General features: G+C 60.1%; 20 protein-coding genes. 4 read left to right on the top strand and 16 right to left on the bottom strand.

All coding sequences use genetic code 11. The features are described from left to right. Window positions 1–346: 346 nt before the first annotated feature. Window positions 347–1159: a crotonase/enoyl-CoA hydratase family protein gene (locus AC3ITY_RS18110; protein WP_489304199.1), complete on the top strand. Its 813-nt coding sequence runs from the start codon at window positions 347–349 to the stop codon at window positions 1157–1159. A 6-nt stretch (window positions 1160–1165) separates the two neighbouring features. After that, window positions 1166–1996, top strand: a complete 831-nt coding sequence (gene nudC / locus AC3ITY_RS18105) for an NAD(+) diphosphatase (protein ID WP_489304197.1) — start codon at window positions 1166–1168, stop codon at window positions 1994–1996. Here nudC and AC3ITY_RS18100 read toward each other — a convergent pair. From AC3ITY_RS18100 to AC3ITY_RS18090, 3 genes are all read right to left on the bottom strand, one after another. Further along, window positions 1964–2743: a TSUP family transporter gene (locus AC3ITY_RS18100; RefSeq protein WP_477774426.1), complete on the bottom strand. Its 780-nt coding sequence runs from the start codon at window positions 2741–2743 to the stop codon at window positions 1964–1966. The genes nudC and AC3ITY_RS18100 overlap by 33 nt on opposite strands. Window positions 2744–2927: 184 nt before the next feature. Next, complete coding sequence (locus AC3ITY_RS18095; protein WP_489304194.1) at window positions 2928–3404, bottom strand: nuclear transport factor 2 family protein; 477 nt, start codon at window positions 3402–3404, stop codon at window positions 2928–2930. A 56-nt stretch (window positions 3405–3460) separates the two neighbouring features. Continuing rightward, entirely contained in the window at window positions 3461–4024 is a 564-nt protein-coding gene (locus tag AC3ITY_RS18090; RefSeq protein ID WP_489304192.1) for a TetR/AcrR family transcriptional regulator, read from the bottom strand. Window positions 4025–4241: 217 nt separating this feature from the next. Here AC3ITY_RS18090 and pssA point away from each other — a divergent pair, with 217 nt between their 5' ends. Together pssA and AC3ITY_RS18080 are read left to right on the top strand one after the other, a co-directional pair. Further along, a complete protein-coding gene (pssA, locus tag AC3ITY_RS18085; RefSeq protein ID WP_489304190.1) occupies window positions 4242–5585 on the top strand; it encodes a CDP-diacylglycerol--serine O-phosphatidyltransferase in 1344 nt (447 codons plus the stop codon). A 127-nt stretch (window positions 5586–5712) separates the two neighbouring features. After that, entirely contained in the window at window positions 5713–6729 is a 1017-nt protein-coding gene (locus tag AC3ITY_RS18080; RefSeq protein ID WP_489310921.1) for an AraC family transcriptional regulator, read from the top strand. Between the two features lie 35 nt (window positions 6730–6764). On the opposite strand, the gene AC3ITY_RS18075 is transcribed toward AC3ITY_RS18080, so the two are convergent. From AC3ITY_RS18075 to arnB, 13 genes are all read right to left on the bottom strand, one after another. Next, complete coding sequence (locus AC3ITY_RS18075) at window positions 6765–7235, bottom strand: LEA/WHy family protein (RefSeq protein WP_489304188.1); 471 nt, start codon at window positions 7233–7235, stop codon at window positions 6765–6767. A gap of 57 nt (window positions 7236–7292) precedes the next feature. Continuing rightward, the gene (locus AC3ITY_RS18070; RefSeq protein WP_489304186.1) at window positions 7293–8765 is read right to left on the bottom strand and encodes a nucleobase:cation symporter-2 family protein; all 1473 of its coding nucleotides are present in this window, start codon (window positions 8763–8765) and stop codon (window positions 7293–7295) included. A 97-nt stretch (window positions 8766–8862) separates the two neighbouring features. Then, on the bottom strand, window positions 8863–9570 hold the full coding sequence (locus AC3ITY_RS18065) for an HPP family protein (RefSeq protein ID WP_489304184.1): 708 nt from the start codon (window positions 9568–9570) through the stop codon (window positions 8863–8865). A 160-nt stretch (window positions 9571–9730) separates the two neighbouring features. Then, window positions 9731–10942, bottom strand: coding sequence for an MFS transporter (locus AC3ITY_RS18060; protein WP_489304182.1), 1212 nt, complete (start codon window positions 10940–10942; stop codon window positions 9731–9733). A 47-nt stretch (window positions 10943–10989) separates the two neighbouring features. Continuing rightward, window positions 10990–12582, bottom strand: coding sequence for an ArnT family glycosyltransferase (locus AC3ITY_RS18055; protein ID WP_489304180.1), 1593 nt, complete (start codon window positions 12580–12582; stop codon window positions 10990–10992). Between the two features lie 5 nt (window positions 12583–12587). Then, window positions 12588–13967: a UDP-glucose dehydrogenase family protein gene (locus AC3ITY_RS18050; protein WP_489304178.1), complete on the bottom strand. Its 1380-nt coding sequence runs from the start codon at window positions 13965–13967 to the stop codon at window positions 12588–12590. Then, window positions 13964–14365 carry a 4-amino-4-deoxy-L-arabinose-phosphoundecaprenol flippase subunit ArnF gene (gene arnF, locus AC3ITY_RS18045; RefSeq protein ID WP_223461151.1) on the bottom strand — a complete coding sequence of 134 codons (402 nt, stop codon included), beginning with the start codon at window positions 14363–14365 and terminating at the stop codon, window positions 13964–13966. Before arnF ends, AC3ITY_RS18050 begins: the two co-directional genes overlap by 4 nt. After that, window positions 14362–14706 (bottom strand): 4-amino-4-deoxy-L-arabinose-phosphoundecaprenol flippase subunit ArnE, encoded by a 345-nt coding sequence (gene arnE / locus AC3ITY_RS18040; RefSeq protein WP_223461153.1) that lies wholly within the window; start codon window positions 14704–14706, stop codon window positions 14362–14364. Before arnE ends, arnF begins: the two co-directional genes overlap by 4 nt. Continuing rightward, a complete protein-coding gene (gene arnT / locus AC3ITY_RS18035; protein ID WP_489304175.1) occupies window positions 14703–16352 on the bottom strand; it encodes a lipid IV(A) 4-amino-4-deoxy-L-arabinosyltransferase in 1650 nt (549 codons plus the stop codon). The genes arnE and arnT overlap by 4 nt, the downstream gene beginning before the upstream one ends. Continuing rightward, window positions 16349–17233, bottom strand: a complete 885-nt coding sequence (arnD, locus tag AC3ITY_RS18030) for a 4-deoxy-4-formamido-L-arabinose-phosphoundecaprenol deformylase (protein WP_489304173.1) — start codon at window positions 17231–17233, stop codon at window positions 16349–16351. The genes arnT and arnD overlap by 4 nt, the downstream gene beginning before the upstream one ends. After that, on the bottom strand, window positions 17233–19224 hold the full coding sequence (arnA, locus tag AC3ITY_RS18025; protein WP_489304171.1) for a bifunctional UDP-4-amino-4-deoxy-L-arabinose formyltransferase/UDP-glucuronic acid oxidase ArnA: 1992 nt from the start codon (window positions 19222–19224) through the stop codon (window positions 17233–17235). The genes arnD and arnA overlap by 1 nt, the downstream gene beginning before the upstream one ends. Next, the gene (gene arnC, locus AC3ITY_RS18020) at window positions 19221–20240 is read right to left on the bottom strand and encodes an undecaprenyl-phosphate 4-deoxy-4-formamido-L-arabinose transferase (RefSeq protein ID WP_489304169.1); all 1020 of its coding nucleotides are present in this window, start codon (window positions 20238–20240) and stop codon (window positions 19221–19223) included. Before arnC ends, arnA begins: the two co-directional genes overlap by 4 nt. Continuing rightward, entirely contained in the window at window positions 20237–21385 is a 1149-nt protein-coding gene (arnB, locus tag AC3ITY_RS18015; RefSeq protein WP_489304167.1) for a UDP-4-amino-4-deoxy-L-arabinose aminotransferase, read from the bottom strand. The genes arnC and arnB overlap by 4 nt, the downstream gene beginning before the upstream one ends. Window positions 21386–21710 lie beyond the last annotated feature (325 nt).

Below are 21710 nucleotides of genomic sequence, written 5' to 3'. Positions count from 1 at the left end.
ACTATTTTTCCACTTTGTGACCGATCGGTTTCGTCTAGAGAAAATGAGTCTAGGCCAGAACTTAGAGCGGTAAAGGGCAGATGGCAAAATTGTTCGACAATCGGTTTGTAGCGGTACGGACGTGCCTGATCGAGGTGCAAACGCCCCGACGAAGTGCATGTTTTTTTGCGTTTTGGCCTCAAAAAGTCACTGGGCAGTCACATAAATGTGCGACGCGATTCAGCATGTACGCACCGTTGTGGTGCGCGTCGTGAGTCCCGCATTTGGCCGAACCGCTGCCTTACTGCCCACCTTGATGCCTTGTTATAGTTCGGGCCTCATTTTTGCCCGCAAAAGGATCACTGGCATGTCTCAGTACAGCGCGTTCAACGTCGAACTGGCCGATAAAATCGCCCATGTGCAGGTCAACCGCCCGGAGAAGATCAACTCGATGAACGCGGCGTTCTGGAGCGAGATCGTCGAGATCTTCCAGTGGATCGACGACACCGATGAAGTGCGCGTGGTGGTCCTCAGCGGGGCAGGCAAGCATTTCTCATCGGGTATCGACCTGATGATGCTGGCCGGTGTGGCCAATGAACTGGGCAAGGACGTGGGCCGCAATGCGCGCCTGTTGCGGCGCAAGATCCTCACCCTGCAAGCGTCGTTCAATGCTGTCGATAACTGCCGCAAACCGGTGCTTGCGGCCATTCAGGGTTACTGCCTGGGTGGCGCCATCGACCTGATTGCCGCGTGCGACATGCGTTATGCCGCCGAGGACGCACAGTTTTCGATCAAGGAAATCGACATCGGCATGGCCGCCGACGTCGGCACGCTGCAACGCTTGCCGCGAATCATCGGTGACGGCATGCTGCGTGAACTGGCTTACACTGGTCGCACATTCGGTGCCGACGAAGCGCGGAGCATGGGCCTGGTCAATCGCGTCTACAGTGACAACGCCAGCCTGCTCGACGGCGTCATGGGCATTGCCTACACAATCGCCAGCAAGTCGCCGATCGCCGTCACCGGTACCAAGGAGATGATCGGTTACATGCGTGACCATCGCATCGATGACGGCCTCGAATACATCGCCACCTGGAACGCCGCCATGCTGCAATCCACCGATCTGCGCGTGGCCATGGCCGCCCATATGAGCAAACAGAAACCCGAATTTCTGGATTGATTAACCATGATTCCTCGCTGGACCACCGCAGTACTGGACACCGATCAACCCGGCGGCTGGGCCGTCGCGCGCAGCCCCGAAGGCTTTTTGTTCGATGACAATGGCGCACTGTTCCCGCGCGAATGGCTGAAGCGCCAGGACCTGTCGATTATTGCCGAACATGGCATCGGTCATCTCGATGGCGAGCCGGTCTATCTGCTGGAGCTGCGCAGTCACAGCGAAGTGCCGGGTTGCAACTGGAAAGGCCTGCGGGCGTTCATGCTCGAAGGCGATCACACGGTCTACAAGGTGCTCGGTTACGCCGCGCAGATCGGCACTTGGGCCCGCGAGCACCGCTTTTGCGGTAACTGCGGTCAGGCCATGACCCAGGTGCCGCGCGAACGGGCGATGTATTGCCAGCCGTGCGATCTGCGCAGCTACCCTCGGATTTCGCCGAGCATGATCGTACTGGTGACTCGAGGCGATGAAGTGCTGTTGGCACGCTCACCGCGTTTTGTCAGCGGTGTCTACAGTACATTGGCCGGGTTTGCCGAGCCGGGCGAATCGGCCGAGGACTGCCTGATTCGCGAGGTTCGTGAAGAGGTGAGCATCGAGGTCAGGAACATCCAGTACCTGGGCAGCCAGTGCTGGCCGTTCCCGCACTCGATGATGCTCGGTTTTCACGCCGAATATGCCAGTGGCGAGATCGTCTGTCAGGAAGACGAGATCGAGGACGCCCAGTGGTTCAACGTGCACGAGCTGCCGCCGTTGCCGGCGTCACGCTCGATTGCCCGTTACCTGATCGACGTCTACGTGGCGCGGCGCTTAGGCCACGCTGAACCAGTGCTGCCAGGCTAGGCGCACGGTCAGGCCCAGCACCACGGTGATGAATACCGGACGAATGAATTTCGCGCCGCCGCTGATGGCGGTGCGGGCGCCGAAGAACGCGCCGACCATCAACGACGAGCCCATGCACAGGCCGATGATCCAGTCCACCTGACCGGAAAAGATGAAGATCGACAGCGCCGCCACGTTGCTGACGAAGTTCATGCTGCGCGCCACGCCGCTGGCTTTTACCAGGTCGACGGGGTAGAGCAGCAGGCTGCTCACGGTCCAGAATGCACCCGTGCCCGGACCGGCCACGCCGTCATAGAAGCCGAGGCTGAAGCCTTGGGTCGACTGCCACGTTTTCTTGATCGGTGCGTCGCTGTCCAGCGGCGCTTTCGGCGTGCCGCCAAACAACAGGTAAACGCCACAGGCGAAGACGATCACCGGCAGCATTTTGTTCAGCCATTCCGCCGGCAGGTAATGCGCGACCACGGCACCGGTCAGCGCGCCGACCAGGGTGCCGACGATGGCGTGCACCCATTGCGCGGGGTGGAACAACTTGCGTCGGTAGAAGGTGAAACTGGCAACCGCCGAGCCGAAGGTCGAACTGAGCTTGTTGGTGCCCAGCACCAGGTGCGGCGGCAGGCCGGCGGTCAACAGGGCCGGAGTGGTCAACAGCCCACCGCCACCGGCGATGGCGTCGATGAAACCGGCAACAAAAGCGACAAGGGCCAGGATGGCCAGGGTGGAGAGGTCAACGCTGAGTTCGAAAGGCATGGGATCGGCTTATTCGGCGGGTGCAGAAAGAGGCTGCGGGGAAGGGGCGTCATCTTAACGGTCTGAAGCATACAAAACCATTGTGGGAGCGAGCCTGCTCGCGATAGCGTCCTGACAGACAACAATGATGTTGAATGTGCAGTCGTCATCGCGAGCAGGCTCGCTCCCACATTTTGCTCAGTGTTTACAGGCCAAGATCCGACAGCCCCGGATGATCGTCAGGCCGACGCCCCAGCGGCCAGTGGAACTTGCGCTCGCTTTCCTTGATCGGCATGTCGTTGATGCTGGCGAATCGGTGGGCCATCAGGCCGTCTTCGTTGAACTCCCAGTTTTCGTTGCCGTAGGAGCGAAACCAGTTACCCGAGTCGTCGTGCCATTCATAGGCATAACGCACGGCAATGCGGTTGCCGGTGAACGCCCAGAGTTCCTTGATCAGCCGATAATCCAGTTCCTTGGCCCATTTGCGGGTCAGGAAACCCTTGGCTTCTTCGCGGTTGTGGGCGAACTCGGCGCGATTGCGCCATTGGGTGTCCAGGGTGTAGGCCAGGGACACGCGCTCGGGGTCGCGGGAGTTCCAGCCGTCTTCCGCCAGGCGAACTTTTTCAATGGCCGATTCACGGGTGAAAGGGGGTAATGGCGGACGAACTTCGGCATTAGGCATTTAAAGTCTCCGTATCAAGTTAAAGTTCAAACGTTATGTCGAGCTTGATCAAGTTGCTACAGGTCCAATAACTTTCGCGCCATGCATTGCGCATTATCGGCGGCACTGTGATCACCCATTACAAACGCCACGGTAATGGCACCATCGATCAGGATCAGCAGCTGTCTGGCCAGCAGCTGCGGATCCTCGGCGCCATGTTCGGTACACAGCTCGCACACGTAGTCGAGCAGCTTCTGTTTATGCTCTTTGGCGACCAGGCGCACCGGGTCCTGCGGGTCGCTGGTTTCGCCACTGGTGTTGATGAAAGCGCAGCCGCGGAAACCTTCGGAGGCGAACCACGATTTGAGTACGGTAAACAGGTTGAGCAGTCGCTCGGCCGGGGTTTGTGCCTGGCCGACTGTGCCTCTGTACCAGTGCATCCAGCGCTGGTCGCGGCGTTGCAGGGCCGCCACCACCAGTTCGTCCTTGTTGGCGAAGTAGCGGTAGATGCTTTTTCTGGAGACGCCGGCGGTTTTCACCAGAAGATCCATGCCAGTGGCGGCTATGCCACTTTTGTAGATCAACTTTTCGGTGACATCCAGAATAATGTCGCGTGTGTCATTGCTAGTGATTTCGTTCATGTAGCAAACAGTAGAACGAACGTTCTCCATGGTCAATAGATGTTTTTGTAGTGCCTGATAAGTGGTCTTCGCGAGCAGGCTCGCTCCCACAGGGGAAATGCATTTCAATGTAGGAGCGAGCCTGCTCGCGAAGGGGACATTACAGACGGTAACAAGACCCGAACCTTTGCATGGTGTAAGCTCTCGGGTTCTTCGGATTCGACCCATTGCGAGCCCTATGCCGTCGCTTTTCAAACGCTCCCTGCTGCCCAAGTTGCGCAGTTTTCCGCTGATGGCCGATGCCGTTAGCGTCCTTTCCGGCGCTGCCGAATTCCGTCATTGCCTGCTGGAGAAAATCGCCAGCGCGACCCGGCGCATTTACATCGTTGCGCTGTACCTGCAACAGGATGAAGCCGGCCAGGAAATTCTCGATGCCTTGCACGCGGCCAAGCTGGCGCGTCCGGAACTGGACGTGGTGGTGGTCGTCGACTGGCTGCGCGCTCAGCGCGGCTTGATCGGTGCCGGCAAGCAACCGGGCAACTCCGCCTGGTATCAGGAAATGACCCGCACCCATGCCAGCGAAGTACCGATCTACGGCGTCCCGGTACAAACCCGCGAATTGTTCGGTGTGTTGCACCTCAAAGGCTTCGTGATCGATGACTGCGTGATCTACAGCGGCGCGAGCCTGAACAACGTCTATCTGCACAAGTTCGACAAGTACCGCTACGACCGCTATCACCTGCTGCACAATCGTGAACTGGCCGATTCGATGCAGCACCTGGTGCAGCACGGCCTGGTGGCGTCCAAGGCGGTGCACCGCCTCGACCTGCCGAACCTGCCGACCACCCGCAGCCTGCGCAATGACATCGGCGACCTGCGCAGCCGCCTCAAGCACGCGGCGTACGACACCACGCGGGGCACCACCGACAGGAGCGGTTTGTCCGTTAGCCCGCTGCTCGGCGTCGGCAAGAACAATCCGCTGAACCGGGTGATCTGCGAACTGATCGCCAGCGCCCAACAGCAACTGACCATTTGCACCCCGTACTTCAACTTGCCGCTGGCGATTATCCGCGAGATCAATCGCGCGCTGGCCCGCGGGGTGAAGATCGACATTGTGGTTGGCGACAAGACGGCCAACGACTTCTACATTCCGCCGAGCGAACCGTTCCGGGTCATTTCGGCGCTGCCATACCTGTACGAAATCAGCTTGCGCCGGTTTGCCAAGCGCCATCAGCGCAACATCGACAGTGGACAGTTGAACCTGCACCTGTGGCGTGATGGTGACAACACCTATCACCTCAAGGGCATGTGGATCGACCGGCGCTATACCTTGCTGACCGGCAACAACCTCAACCCGCGGGCGTTTCGACTCGATCTGGAAAACGCCTTGTTGGTTGATGATCCCCATGGCGAACTGCTGGAGCCGCGTCGCAAAGAGCTGGCAGAGATCTTCCAGCACACCCGGCGAATCGAGCACTTCCAGAACCTGGAAACCCTGGCCGAATACCCGGCGGGCGTGGCCAAGTTCCTCAAGCGCGTGAGTCGCGTGAGGATCGAGCGGCTGCTCTATCGCATTCTGTAAAGTCGGTGGATCTCAGGAAAGCCATCGCGAGCAAGCTCACTGCCACAGGGTTATTCGATCAGCGTTCAGCGGGTGGTTTCAGCTAATATGCCCCCCACTCGAACAAGAACAGGGCTTGCCGCGATCCATGTCGGAAAAAGACACCATCTCCATTCAACTGGTGCGTGAAGCACTGTTGCAAAGCTGCGCGCCAGGAATCGCCACGGATGAGGTGTTGAGCAAGGTCGGCATCGACCCGCAACTGTTGGGCAGCACCGACGCCCGTGTTCCGGCCACGGCTTATGCGCGCCTGTGGCGGTTGCTGGCACGGCGTGGGGATGATGAGTTCTTTGGCATGGACCCACGCAAACTGAAATCCGGCAGCTTTGCGTTTCTGTGTCGCAGCGCCATGCTCCAGCCCAACGTGGCGACGGGAGTGGCCAGCGGCCTGACGTTTCTGTCGTTGATCCTCGAACACCTGCCGGCGCAGTTGGTGCGTCAGCAAAGCCTGGCGGAAATCGTCCTGCTGGAGGACGACAAAAGCCCGCGCCGGGCCTTCACCTATTTCACCTACTGGATGATCGTGCACGGTGTTGCCTGCTGGCTGGCAGGACGGCGGATTCCGATCCTGGCCATCGAACTGCGCTGTTCGAAGCCGGATTTCTGCGATGACTATCAGGTGATGTTTTCCGAGAACCTGCGCTTCGACCGCCCACGCACGCGGATGATTTTCTCCGCCGATTGCCTGGACCTGCCCATCAAGCGCAGCCCTGAAGAACTCGAGCGATTCCTGGCCCGTGCGCCGGCGAACATTCTGGTGAAGTACCGCGATCCGCAGAGCCTGGCCAGTCGCATCAAACACGATCTGCGCCACCTGCCGGCTGAACACTGGCCGGAAACCGAAGCCCTGGCGCAACGTCTGTGCATGTCGGCTTCAACCTTGCGCCGCCGACTGGCCGAAGAAGGGCAAACCTATCAAGGCCTCAAGGACGGCGTGCGCAAGGAACTGGCGATTGTCTGGCTGGCCGAACCCACGATCAGCTTCAGCGAAATCGCCACGCGGCTGGGGTTCGCTGACGTCAGTTCGTTCTACAAGGCGTTTCGCAAGTGGTCGGGGTCAAATCCGGGGCATTACCGCAGCCTGATTCTCAATGACACCGAGTAAGTTCAGCGGCGCAATGACCATTTCTTCCCTGGCTGTTAACGGCTGCCAGTGATCGGCCCTGGCAGATTGAGCGTGCCACTGTCGACGAAACGCATCGTGTTGAACAGGCCACCCGAGAGCTTGCCGTGCAGGATATAAGGCATGTTGTTGAGCGTTTTCATTTGGCTGATGCCATAGGTCTGGCGGACCATCGAAAACGCCGAAACGCTGACCGGTACGCTCACGACGACGTCGGAAAAACGCCCGATCGTGCCCCTCTCATCGGTGACGCCGGAGGCGAAGGGTTGGCCGTTGATGTCCAGATCCAAAGCAACGCCACTGTAGGTGAGGGTGGTGTCATTGGGGTTTTGCACGCGGATTCTCACGGCAAAGCGCACTTCCATGCCCTCGCCTTGCAGGGGCTCGACACCCACGACGTTGATTTTCAACGGGTCTCGATTGGGCAGGGAGGAACAGGCGCTCAGGCAGAGCAGGAGGGAAATCAGGACCGCGTGGAGGCTGCGCATGGACGTGCTCTCATCTGAATAGGGCTGAACCGCCAGCGGCTCAGCCCTTGAGCCGGTCTAGCGGTTCGACTGTGCGACCATCGCAGCCTTTGCGGGTTCATCCCTGGCGGTCACATCGGGGTTCTGCATCACCTGAAGCACGGAGGCCTCCGGATCGAATTCGTCTTCTTCCAGTTCGATGAATTCCTCGGGCAGGAAGATATTAAGAACGATAGCGCACAGCGCGCCGACGGTGATGGGCGATTCGAAAATGTTGTGCAGTGCCTTGGGCAGCTCACGCAAGACTTCCGGCACGGCGGCCACGCCCAGGCCCATGCCGACGGAAATCGCCACGATCAGCATGTTGCGCCGATGCAGGCCGGCCTCGGCGAGGATCTTGATCCCGGCCACCGCGACGGTGCCGAACATCACCAGTTCCGCGCCCCCCAGCACCGGTTTCGGCATCAGTTGCAGTACCGCGCCAATCATCGGGAACAGGCCAAGCACCACCAGCAATCCGGCAATGAAAAACGCCACGTAGCGGCTGGCCACGCCGGTGAGCTGGATCACCCCGTTGTTCTGGGCGAAGGTCACCATCGGCATGCTGTTGAACACCGCCGCCATGGCCGAGTTGAGGCCATCGGCGAGCAGGCCGGACTTGATCCGGCGAATGTACACCGGGCCTTTGACCGGTTGCCGGGAGATCATCGAGTTGGCCGTGAGGTCGCCCGCGGCCTCAAGTGGCGACACGAGGAAAATCACCGCCACCGGAATGAACGCCACCCAATCGAAGGAGAACCCGTACTTGAAGGGTACCGGTACACTCATCAGCGGGACTTGGGGCAGGCTGTTGAAATCCACCTGGCCCATGAGCCATGCCACCCCGTAGCCCAGGGTCAGGCCGATGACAATCGCCCCCAGGCGCAGAAACGGCACGTCCACCCGGTTCAACACCACGATGGTTCCCAGCACCAGCGCCGCCAGGGCCAGGTGACTGGCCGCCCCCAGATCCGGGGCGCCGAAGCCTCCGGCAATGTCGGTCATCGCCACCTTGATCAGCGACAAACCCATCAGCGTGATGATCGTCCCGGTCACCACCGGGGTGATCAGCATGCGCAGTTTGCCGATGAACTGGCTCAACACCACTTCAATGAACGCGGCAAAAAAACACACACCGAAGATGGTCGAGAGAATCTCGTCGGTGCCACCGCCCCGGGCCTTGACCATGAAACCGGCACTGAGAATCACACTGATGAACGAGAAACTGGTGCCTTGCAGGCACAACAGGCCCGAGCCCACCGGGCCAAAGCGCCGCGCCTGGACGAAGGTGCCCAGGCCGGAGACGAACAGCGCCATGCTGATCAGGTAGGGAATTTCGCTTTGCAGGCCCAGGGCGCTGCCCATGATCAGCGTCGGGGTGATGATGCCGACGAAACTTGCCAGCACATGTTGCAGGGCGGCGAAGACGGTGGCGGTCAGATGCGGGCGGTCATCAAGGCCGTAAATAAGGTCGCTGTGGCGTGGAGCGGGGGCTTTTTCGGAGGCGGTCATGGTGGTTTGCGTGCCAGAAGGCGGGCCGGGTCAGAAAATGGAGGCGCAGGATGCCAGAACCGCCCGGCCACGGCAAAAGAACCTCCAAAACAGCGACTTACAGTCGTGAGGCGAGCACCTCGCCAACGCTGCGGCGTTTGGCGTGCAGTTGGCTGGCCTGGATCAACTGTTCAAGGTCTTCGGGCGTGACGTCATAGAACGCTTCCATGTCGGCCAACGCCAGTTTCAGGTCTTCGGCGGTGATGGCCTGACGGTCGACCGGCGGGTGATCGGCAGGAATCCTGGCCACCGGTTCGCTGGCACTCTTGGGGTAACGAACGCGGGTCAGGTTGTTGTAGGCCAGGGCGCAGAACAGCATCGTCGCTGCGCTGAGCATCACCGGTTCAATGGCTCTCCAGTCCATGGCAATGGTTGCCGGATCGGCCAGCACCAGGGTCAGGGCCAATGCACCGGCCGGTGGATGCAGGCACCGCAGCCAGCACATCAGGATCAACGCCATGCCTGCCGCCAGACAAGCGCTCCCGAGGGTTCGGCCCAACACATGGGCCACCAGCAACGCAATCACCGCGGCGCTCAAGTAGCCGCCCAGAATCGACCAGGGTTGCGCGAGCGCGCCCGAAGACACGGCAAACAACAGTACCGCCGACGCCCCCAGCGGGCCGATCAGGTGCTGGGCCACCTCAATGCCGAAAACCTGGCTACAGAGCCACACGCTCATCAGTGTCCCCAAGGCCATGCCGATGGCGGCGCGGCTCCATTCGGTGGGGCGGGTGTTGATGGCGGCGGGCAACCAGCGAGCAAGCATTCCGAGAAAACTCCGGCAAGAAAAATTCGAGTCAAAAAAAGGGCTTAGCTGGGAAACCCAGAAAGCCCTTGAAGATGTTCCAACTGTTGGGGGAGGAACGCGCACAGTGTGCCGTTCAATCCATCTACTGACAAATTCATATTAATGAGCTTTTAGTGCATTAATTTTGCTGTAAGTTGCCCCGTCGGCCGCTGATGTAGCACAGCAAACCACCCAAGGCAGCGAGTGCACTCAAGGCATAAAACATCGTCGGCGCCGGGGTGTGCATCAACATGAAGCCGCAAATCACCGGGCTCAACGCACCGCCAAGTGCAGCAAGGTTTTGCGCGCCGTAGTAACTACCGCGCAGTTCTTCCGGAGCCAGGGTGTCGACGAAGAGAAACTCGGCCGGGTAAATGATGATTTCACCGAGGGTGAAGATAAACATCGCCACGCACCAGCTCACCAGGCTGTCCGCCAGGCTGAAGCCGATCAGCCCGAGGATGAACAGGCCGGTGCCGGCCACGATCCATTGGCGCAGTTGCTCGCGCTTGAGAAAACGCCCGATCTGGTATTGCAACAAGATCACACTGATGGCGTTGCAGGCGAGCAGGGCGGCCATGATTTCCATTGTGTGCTGGGGGTTGCTGGTTACCAGCAAATACTGCGACAGGTAAAAGGTAAATCGCCCGTGCACCACGGTGCTGAGCAGGCAGCCACCGGTGAACAGGATCAGGGTGCGGTCGTTTTTCAGGGTGATCAGGGTTTTGAGGAAACTCTGCGCCTGGCCGCTGACAGGCGAGCGCGCCGGGTCCTTCGCAATCCCGGTCATCAGGAAAATACTGAAAAAAGCGATGGCCGCAGCCACCAGGAACGGTGCACTCGTAAAGGCTCCGGCAATCAGCACACCCAGCATCGGCCCGACGGCGTAGCCAATGTTGGTCAGGGTATAGCTCAGGGAAAACGCTTTGGCGCGCTGGCCCACCGCCAGGTTGTCGCTGAGGATCGCTTTAGAACCGATCAGGAACAGCGATGACGCGGTTTCGGTGACGATCAAGGTGAGCGTGGTCAGGTAGAGGTTTTCAGCAAAGGTCAGCAACACCAGGCCGACAGCGCTGGACGCCATCGAGAGAATCAGCAACCGGCGTTTTTCGAAGCGATCGATGATGTAGCCGCCATACAGGGAGAGCAGGGTGGCGATGAACACCGCAATGCCCAGCAGCAAGCCAACGTCCTGTTGGTTGAGGCCAAGCTTGTCGCTGACGAACAGCGTGAGCAACGGGCTGGTGATGGCGCGGCTGACGACGATGGTCAGCGAGCAGACCAGCAGGCGGCGGATGAGGGGGGAGTAGCTGGTCACGGCGTGAATGTCCTTATTCGCTTGGGCCGGCATCAGCCCGATCGTGAGCGCTACTCTAGCAGTCGGACACTCGGTCGTTGCTACGGGATTTGCTTGAGGTGCAGCAGCACGAAATCATTCTTGTCGAACCGCCCGCTCAACACGGGTGGCAATGCACCTATAGCCGTGCCTTGCAGTGTCTTGTAAACGTTCAGGTCCATCATTAGCCACGCCGGGCCTTTGAGGGTTTCAAGTTCCTGGGGCGAGTCGGTGAACTCCGGTTGCAGGCCTTGATTGATGTTGACCATGAACTTGATGGCTTTGGCATCCTTGCCCATCGCGTGCATCACCAGTGGTGCGGGGTCTTTTTGCACGAGTTCAAACGCTTCGTGGCTGAAGGTCCGGGTGTCGTAAAGCTGTCGCTGGATCGGCTCGAACTGCAGGATGTATAACGACCACAGTGCCAGGACCGCGCAAAGGGAGAGAATCTGTGCGCGCCAGCGGGGCTGCTTGAACGCAGCCACGGCGATTGCTTGCAGCACGCCGAGAATGATGAACAACGAAGTGAGGTGAGCCACGTCTTCGGGGAATCTTCGCTGTATCACCAGCAAGGTCACGATCAGCAGCCCCGGGATCAGCAGCCAAAGCCCCTGCATCAATACGCGCAACCAACTGAACAGTCGACCTTGCACGGCGTAAAACGGATAAGCCGCAATGATCGCCGCCATGGGCAGCATCGGCAGCAGGTAGCGGGCCTTTTTCGCCTGCGGGACGGAAAGGCCGACCATCACGATCAACCCGGCGGCTGCGCAATACAGCGTCAGGCGCAATGCCGGGCCTGACTGTAGTCGGCCAGAAGCGGCGAGCGCCATCAGCGCCAGCACTGCCAGCGGCCAGGCCAGTGCGTAGTTGCCTACCGAACTGGTGAAGTAATACAACACCTCGTTGGAGCCTTCGCTACCGTCCATGCGTCCCATGAACTGCATGCGAATCACGTCCTGCAAGAAGGCCGGGCCGCCACTGATGTCCGCCAGCCACAACAAAAGCCCGACGCACACCGCCAGCAACACGGAGGCCAGCAATCCGAAGACCAGCATTCGTCGCCATTGGCGATTCACCAGGAAATAGCTGCACAGCATCCCCGTAGGAATGACCAGGCCGATGGGCCCGCGAATCCAGAAGCCCAGCATCAGCAAGGCAAAGATCAGAACCCAACGGCGCGGCGCAGCGAAGTGATCGGCGGCATAGCCCAGGTAGAACACGCTGAACGCGACAGCCGCCAGCATCAGGTCGAGGGAAACGGCGCGGGTTTCGGTGATGAAGGTGTTGGTCAAAAGCATCAGGGCGATGCTCAGCAGCGCCCAACGCGTGGAATAGGGCGCCAGCAAGCGGTACATCAAGGTGACGATGACCGCTGCGGCGATGGCGCTCGGCAGCCATGCGGTCAGGCTGGTGACCTGGCCGAACGGCAGTGAAAGCAGCCAGATGAATACCGTTGATAGTCCCGAATAGTCTGCATAGGGCTGACCATAGGTCGTCGGAAAAAACGACGGCCCATTGCGCAGCATCTCCTGGGCGAACAGCACGAAGCGCGAATCGAAGCCGATGGCCGCATGCTGGTACATCCCGGCGCAGAACAACAACAGCGCCAACAGACCCAGCGCGAGGGACTGTTGGCGGATGTGAGGGATCATGAGGTTCAGGCGACCACTGACTCGGTTGACCATTGCTGGTAAGGAATTGGCAATTTGCGCGACTCGCCGCGGCCGATCGGAAAGTAGGTGAAACCGATGCGTGCCAGACGGTCTGCGTCGTACAGGTTGCGGCCGTCGAAGATCACCGGTGCGTTGAGCCGCTGCTGGATCAGCTCGAAGTCCGGCGCCTTGAACTGTTGCCATTCGGTGCAGATGATCAGCGCATCGGCACCGGACAAGACCGACTCAGGCGTTCCCATGAGCATCAGTTTCGATTCGTCGGGATACAGTTTCTGGGTTTCCTGCATGGCTTCCGGATCGAAGGCACGGACATTCGCCCCGGCGGCCCACAACGATTCCAGCAATATCCGGCTCGGTGCATCGCGCATGTCGTCGGTGTTTGGCTTGAACGCCAGTCCCCACAAAGCGAAGGTCTTGCCTCGCAAGTCGCCCTTGTAGAATGCGTTGATGCGCTCGAACAGCTTGTGTTTCTGCCGCTCGTTGATGGCTTCCACCGCTTGCAGCAGGTCGCTGGAGCAATGGGCTTCTTCGGCGCTGTGGATCAGGGCGCGCATGTCCTTGGGGAAGCATGAGCCACCGTAGCCGCAACCGGGGTAGATGAAGTGGTAACCGATACGCGAGTCGGCGCCGATGCCCAGGCGTACCGATTCGATGTCGGCACCCAGGTGTTCGGCCAGTTCGGCGATCTGGTTGATGAAGCTGATCTTGGTCGCCAGCATGCAGTTGGCGGCGTACTTGGTCAGTTCAGCGCTGCGCAGGTCCATGAACATGATGCGTTCATGGTTGCGGTTGAAGGGCGAGTACAGGTCGCGCATGACGTCGCGCACTTCATCGCGTTCACAGCCGACGACGATACGGTCCGGACGTCGGCAGTCGGCCACGGCCGAACCTTCTTTCAAAAATTCCGGGTTGGAGACGATATCGAATTGCAATACACGCCCGGCATTGAGCAGGCATTTGTCGATGTGTGCACGCAGGGCATCGCCGGTGCCGACCGGGACGGTGGATTTTTCCACCAGGATCGCCGGTTGCTCGCGATGCCGTGCTACCGCGTCGCCTACCGACATCACGTAGCGCAAGTCCGCCGAGCCGTCGTCCCGGGACGGAGTACCGACTGCGATGAACAGCACCTGTCCGTGCTGGACGGCGAATTTTTCGTCGCTGGTGAACTGCAACCGCTTGGCGTCAAGGCCTTCGCGTACCAGGCTGGCCAGCCCTGGTTCGAAGATACTCACGTGGCCCTGTTTGAGCAGTTCGACTTTTTTCTCGTCAACGTCCATGCAGACCACGTCGTGACCGACTTCCGCCAGTACCGCTGCCTGCACCAGGCCAACATAACCGCTACCAAACACACTGATTTTCATGGGGCACTCCTAGATTCGGGCGCACGAGCAGGTCGAGAATTGATGGTAATGACGCCGAGGATGACTAATGCCACGCCAAGGCTCTTTGTAAGGCTGAACGCTTCGTTGAACAGCGGCAGGCTGGCGGCCAGCAGGTACACCAGCGCGTAGCTGATGCTCAGCAACGAGTAGGCCCGGCCCAGGGGCAGGTCCCGCAGGGCGGCGAGCCAGCAGAGCATCGACAAGGCGTAGGCGAAGATGGCCAGGAGGACCACGGCAACCGCTGTCAGGTCGATGGGGGCGCTGAGCCATTGTTCGGGTTGTGGCAGGTGACTCATGCTCCAGCGCATGCCCAGCTGGGCGGCGCTGACCAGCAACACGCTGCCCAGTGCGAAGGTAATGCCGCGACTCAGGTTCATGCGTGTTGCCCCAGCAATGCCACGCCGCCGATCACCAGCGCCACACCCAGCCAGTGGCGGCGGTCGATGGTTTCGTGGAACACGAAACGCGCCACCAGGGTGATCAGCACGAAGTTCAGGCTCAGCATCGGATAGGCAATCCCGACTTCCAGGCGTTGCAGCACCAGCAACCACACCAGCAGGCCCAGCCCTAGAGAAGCCAGGGCCAGCCAAAGCCAAGGCGAACGCAGTTTGTCCGTCCACCCGGAAGGTTTGCCGCGCCAGCTTTCTACCGCATATTTCTGGGCGATCTGGCCCAGGCAGGTCAGCAGACAGGCCACCAGTAGCAATAGCAGGCTCATGGTGTCGCCTGAGGAATAATCAAAATCACCAGATTGCCTTGTTCATACCGCTTGCCCTCTTTGGGCAACTGTTCAAGTTCGTGCAGCTCTTCTTCGCCCTTGACCCGCATGACCACACCGACCGAGCCTTGCTGGCGGGCGTCGTGCATCCACTGTTGCACCTGATCGGTGTTGACGCGCTGCTTAAGCGAATCAGGATAGGCAAGGCCATATTTCAATTCGCCTATCGTGTTGAAAAAAGCCACTTCCGGCCGTTTCACCCGCCAGGACAACGCCGACGCGGCACCCAGGTCGTTGCTCAACAACTTGGCACTTTGGCCGAGCTCCTGGGCGTGATCGAGGATGAATTGGTCAGGCGTTTTATTGGCGACTACGGAGTTGGGCAGTCCGGCAGGCAACAAACCGACGAGCAACAAACTGCCAAAAGCCGGGGCAGCCCAGCACTGCAACGGGCGGAAGGCCTGCAGCAGGTTGGCCATGATCCAGCCGATCAAGCCGATGAACACCAACACCAGGTTGTGCAGTTCATGATCGTAGATCGGCTTTTTCAATTGCAGATAAACCAGGGCCAGCAGGGTGACCACACCCACCACCAGGTTCAGCAGGCCGTTGATGCCCGGGACGCGACCTTGCTCCAGCTTCAATCGGTCAGCCAGTGCATGGCCGAGCAGCAATGCCAGGGGTAACAGGCACGGCAGGATGTAGGCCGGCAACTTGCCCTTGCTCAGACTGAAGAAAAACAACGGCATCCACAGCCACAGCAGCAGGAACGCGATATTGGACTGGCGTCGGGTCTGCCAGGCTTGCTTCAGCGCCGGCGGCAGCAATGCAACCCACGGCATGCTGAAAGCTACCAGCAATGGCAGGTAATACCACCATGGCGCGTCATGCTGGGCATCGTCCCCGGCAAAACGGCGGATGTGTTCGTGCCAGAAGAAAAAACGCCAGTAGTCGGGCTCCTGGGCGTGCACTGCCAGCGCCCATGGCAGGCTGACGACGATGGCGACCACGACCGCCACAGGGCCGTAGACCAGTAGTTCACGCCAGCGTTTTTGCCAGATCATCCAGGGCAGGGCGATCAGCACCGGCAGCAACCAGGCCAGGAAGCCCTTGGTCATGAAGCCCATGCCGCAAGCCAGACCCAGCACCGCCCACGCGATCAGGCGTTGCCCAAGGCTCGTGCTGTCGAGCGCGAACCATAGCGCCACCAGGCTCAGATTGACCCAGAAGGTGAATTGCGGATCGAGGTTGGCATACCCCGCCGAAGCGGCAATGACCGTGAAGCTCATGTACAGCAGCGCGCAGGCGAAACTTTTGCGTGGTTCGTTCCACATCCGGCGGGCGACCAGGTAGCACAGCAGCACGCTCAAACCGGTACTCAGGGCCGAGGCGAAGCGCACCCCGAACAGGTTCTGGCCAAACAGCGCCTGACCGATGGCGATCATCCAGTAGCCGGCCGCGGGTTTTTCGAAATAGCGCACGTCCATGAAATGCGGCGACACCCAGTTGCCGCTCAGGAGCATGCCCTGGCTGATCTGGGCGTAGCGGGTTTCATCAGGAATCCATAAGCCATGACTGCCCAGTGGCAGCAGGTACGCCAGCGCCACCATGACCAGCAATAACGGCAAAGCCCAGCGCTTGCTCATGCCCCTTGTACTCCCAGCCAGCCTTCGCGACCTTCGAGTGCACCGCGTACCACGCGGCCGATCGGTAAACTGTCAGGTGCCTTGGGCAGCAAGTCGCCCAAGGGTTGAAAATGTATAGCCCGCTGACGCGCATCGCTCAGCAGTTGACGGAAATCGTTGGCCATCAGAATCCCTTCTACCTCGGCATGGATCGTGTAGACATTGAGTTTTTCCGGTGTGAACCGGTCCAGGATGAACGTGTTGAAATCCTTGGCGGCGACGGTCGGCCCCACCACTTCGTCGAAGGTCGGCAGGTCCACCGGGATTTGCGGTGCGCCCAGGCGACCATCGGCCAATAGCGGCTGGAACAGGCTCAGGCCGCGACAATCGCTGTTATAGCGAAAGCCGAAACCCTGCTTGGCTTCGATCACACGCTCGTCGGCACGCCAGCCGGCAGACGCCGAACAGGTGATCTTTTCCCCGAGAATGTCGCTGAGGGTGTCCACGCCACGGCGTATCTGTTCGACCAGTTGTGCGTCGCTCCAGCGCCCGGCATTGGCTTGCCAGCCGTGGTGATCCCAAGCGTGCAGGCCAACCTCATGCCCGGCATCCCGGGCCTGGCGCATCAAGTGCCCCAGGTCGCGGCCGATCGGTTTTCCAGGCCATGCGGTGCCGGCCAGCAGGATGTCCCAGCCATACAGGCCGGCTGCGTTGGAGCGGAGCATTTTCCAGAGAAACTGTGGACGGATGAGGCGCCACAAGTGGCGCCCCATGTTGTCCGGCCCGACACTGAAGAAGAACGTCGCCTTGACCTGTGCCTCATCAAGGATTTCCAGCAGCCGGGGCACCCCTTCACGGGTGCCCCGGTAGGTGTCGACATCGATCCGCAGTCCCGCCTGCATCAGCGCTTGTCCGCGATTTCGAGCATGGCCTCGCGCAGGAAGAAGTCCAGGGTGTTGCCGATGGTTTCGCTCATCTCCACGGTTGGCGTCCAGTCCAGCAGACGCTTGGCGTTGGCGATGCTTGGCTTGCGGTGCGAAACGTCCTGGTAACCGGTGCCGTAGAACGCCTTGCTTTCGATGTCGCGGAAACCGGCGAACGGAGGGAAGTTGGCGCGCAGCGGGTGAGCTTCGAACTGACGCAGCAGCTCTTCGCCCAACTGGCGGATGCTGGCTTCGTTGTCCGGGTTGCCGATGTTGATGATCTGGCCGTTGCAGACATCGTTGTCGTTGTCGATGATGCGCGCCAGGGCTTCAACACCGTCGGCGATGTCGGTGAAGCAGCGTTTTTGCTCGCCGCCGTCGAACAGGCGAATCGGCGTACCTTCCACCAGGTTCAGGATCAACTGGGTAATGGCGCGGGAGCTGCCGATACGGGCCGAATCCAGGCGGTCCAGGCGTGGACCCATCCAGTTGAACGGACGGAACAGGGTGAAGTTCAGGCCCTTCTGGCCATAAGCCCAGATCACGCGGTCCAGCAGTTGCTTGGAGACCGAGTAGATCCAGCGTTGCTTGTTGATCGGGCCGACCACCAGGTTGGAGTTGTCTTCGTCGAAGTTGTTGTCCTGGCACATGCCATAGACTTCCGACGTCGAGGGGAAGATCACGCGTTTGTTGTACTTGACGCAGTAGCGAACCAGTTTCAGGTTCTCTTCGAAGTCCAGTTCGAATACACGCAGCGGGTTACGGGTGTATTCGATTGGCGTCGCGATGGCCACCAGCGGCAGCACCACGTCGCACTTCTTGATGTGGTACTCGATCCACTCGGAGTGGATGCTGATGTCGCCTTCGACGAAGTGGAAATTCGGGTGGCTGCGCAGGCGGTCGATGGCGTCCGAACCGATATCCAGACCGTAGACTTCGTAGCGGTCGTCGCGCAGCAGGCGCTCGGACAAGTGGTTGCCGATGAAACCGTTGACGCCGAGGATCAGCACGCGGGTGCGACGCGGGGCACGACCGGATTCGGCACCGCGCAGCACGGAACCGTCCACCAGGCCCAGCTCGTTGGCCAGTTGCGGGCCGCTCAGGTACAGACCGTTGTCGTTGCGCTGGCCGGCGTTGATGATCAGCGAGTCTTCACCGCAGGCGATGCGCAGCGGGTCAACGCTGATGACGCGGCCCGGCGCCAGGCCTTCGTTGCCCTTGGCGACTTCGGCGCTCCAGACAATCAGCTTGTGCTCGCCCACCGCGCAGAAGGCGCCCGGGTACGGCTGGGTCACGGCGCGGACCAGGTTGAACAGTTCTTCGGCCGGTTTGGCCCAGACCAGTTTGCCGTCGGCCGGGGTGCGACGGCCGAACACCGTGGCCTTGGATTCGTCTTGCGGTGTTTCGCCGGCTTTGCCTTGCAGCAGCGCCGGTAAGGTGTCACGCAGCAGGTCAGAGGCCGCCAGGCGCAGTTTGCCGTGCAGGCTCAGCGCCGTGTCGCTGCGCTCGATCGCGACCTTTTGCTGGGCAACGATGGCGCCCGCATCGGCGCGCTTGACCATGCGGTGCAGGGTCACGCCGGTTTCCGTTTCGCCGTTGACCAGCACCCAGTTGGCCGGCGCGCGACCACGGTAGCGCGGCAGCAGGGAACCGTGCAGGTTGAACGCGCCATTGCGCGCCGTGGCCAGCAGCGGTTCGCTCAGCAGGTTGCGGTAGTAGAAGGAGAAAATGTAGTCGGGATCGAGCTTGGCGATACGCTCGATCCACAACGGATGGTTGGCATCTTCCGGTGCATGCACGGCAATGCCGTGACGGGCGCAAAGCTGTGCGACGGAACCGTAGAACGCATTCTCCTTTGGATCGTCGGCGTGTGTGAACACCGCAGCGATCTCAAAACCGGAGGAGAGCAGGGATTCGATGCCGGCGCAGCCAATATCGTGATAGGCGAAGACAACAGCTTTTGCACTCATGAAGGAACCTGATCTGAAGAAGTGGAAGTAAGGCCGTCGACGGTAACAACGGAAGCGGGGGATTCGGGCTGGCTACGCAGCACCTTTTCAATGAAGAAGCGCGGACGTGCGCGCACGTCGCTGTACATGCGGCCCAGGTATTCACCCAGCAGGCCCATGCCGATGAATTGACCACCGGTGAAGACGAACAGCACGGCGAACAGTACGAAGGTACCGCCACCGGCCCAGCCAGCGCCGAACACCAGGCGCAGCAGGATCAGTGCGATAGCGAACAGCACACCCAGGGCCGCCATGCCGACGCCGACGATGCTCAGCAGTCGCAGCGGCGTGGTGGTCATGCAGGTGACCAGGTCGAACATCAGGTTGATCAGGCGCATGGGGCTGTACTTGGAATCGCCGTGTTCACGCTCGGCGTGGGTCACGAGGATTTCCGTGGTATGGCGGGCAAAGCTGTTGGCCAGGATCGGAATGAAGGTGCTGCGCTCACGGCAGGCGAGCATGGCGTCGACAATGGTGCGTCGGTAGGCGCGCAGCATGCAGCCGTAATCGCTCATGGCCACGCCGGTGGAGCGTTGCACCGCGAGGTTGATCAGCTTCGATGGCCAGCGGCGCAAGGCCGAGTCCTGGCGGTTGTTGCGCACCGTCGCGACGACGTCATAGCCAAGTTCGGCCTGCGCTACCAGCCGCGGGATTTCTTCGGGCGGGTTTTGCAGGTCGGCGTCGAGGGTGATGACGACGTCGCCCTTGCACTGTTCGAAACCGGCCATGATCGCCGCGTGCTGGCCGTAATTGCGGTTGAGGATCACCGCCACCACCGGGCTGCCTTCGCGGGAGGCGGCGTCTTCCAGGATCTGCGCGGAGTCATCACGGCTGCCATCGTCGACCAGCACGATTTCATAGGCCTGGTGCAACTGCTGGCAAGCCGCTTCAGTGCGCCGGAGCAACTCAGGCAGGCTTTCCTGTTCGTTGTAGACCGGAATGACGATCGAAACGAAGTTGATTGGGTAAGGTCTCAAAGGCTTCTGTCCATACAGTTTTCGATGGCACCGACGACGCGCTCGACATCATCGGTGGTCATGTCGGGGAATAACGGGATCGAACACAGCCTCGCCGAATTCCATTCGGTGTTGGGCAGGTACAGGTTGGGGTAACGCTGGCGGTAGTAAGTGTGCAGGTGCGTTGCAATGAAGTGAATACCTGTGCCGACATTCTGTTCCTGGAGGGCTTTCATGAACGCTTCGCGATCCAGCCCGCAGCGCTCGGCATCGATACGCAGGATGAACAGGTGCCAGGCGTGTTTTTGCGAATAGGCGGGGACGGCCAGCGGCTGCACCGGCAAGCCTTCCAGGCGCTGCAGGTAGGTCTGGGCCAGTTGAGTGCGCCTGGCGTTGATCTCGTCCAGGCGTTCCAGTTGCACCAGCGCGATGGCCGCGTTGATGTCGGCCAGGTTGTACTTGAAGCCGGGTTCGACCACTTGGGCCTGGGGCTTGCGGCCGTGGGTCAGGCGGTCGTAGGCATCAACCCCCAGCCCGTGAAACTTGAGCATGCGGACCCGCGAGGCCAGGGCTTCATCGTCGCTGACGAACATGGCGCCTTCGGCGCAGGTCATATTCTTGATCGCGTGGAACGAAAAGATCGCCGTGCCTTTGGAGCCAACGTGACGACCTTTGTAGAAAGTGCCTGCCGCGTGGGCGGCGTCTTCGATTACGGCAATGCCGTGTTTGTCGGCCAAGGCGTAGAGCGGATCGAGATCGAATGCCGCACCGGCGTAATGCACCGGGATGATGGCTTTGGTGCGCGGGGTGATCGCGGCTTCGATAGTGGCCACGTCGGTCATCAGCGTGTCGCGGTCGACGTCGACAAACACCGGCGTGGCACCCAGCAGGGTGATCATGTTGGCGGTGGAAACCCAGGTCTGCGACGGCGTAATGACTTCATCGCCGGGACCGATGCCCAACGCCAGCAGGGTGATATGCATCCCGCCGGTGGCCGAGGAAAGTGCCACGGCATGTCGGCAACCGACGTAGTTGGCGAAGTGTTCTTCCAGTGCCTGGTTCTTCGGTCCGGTAGTGATCCAGCCGGAGCGCAATACTTGCTCTACGGCAGCGATTTCTTCGTCGCCGATGCTGGGACGGGAGAAAGGGAGAAACGCCTGACTCATGGGCACCTCAGGGGCTGAAAACGAAAATAGCCTTTGAGGCTAAAAGGGATCCAAAAATCATCATAGACGCTAAATCAGAATCTACATCAAATCAACTAGTTACTGGATGGAAGCAAAAAACTGCGTCAGTTGACTTTTTCCGCGATGGCCGGCAGGTTGGGCATCCGTCTGGGCAGCGCCGAGTTTATAGAAGGTTATGCCCGATTTTGTGAAAGGAACATGAAAAAACGGTTGGGGAATCATTTTATCTGAAGGCTATTAAGCCGCTGTTCAGACTTCTTCCGCTTATCGCGTTTTTCAGGAAAAGTCCTACAAGTGTATTGTC

The sequence above is a fragment of the Pseudomonas sp. GL_091 genome (genome assembly GCF_057837725.1).
The sequence above is the reverse complement of the archived record's forward strand: the minus strand, read 5'-3'. Positions and strand labels throughout refer to the sequence as shown.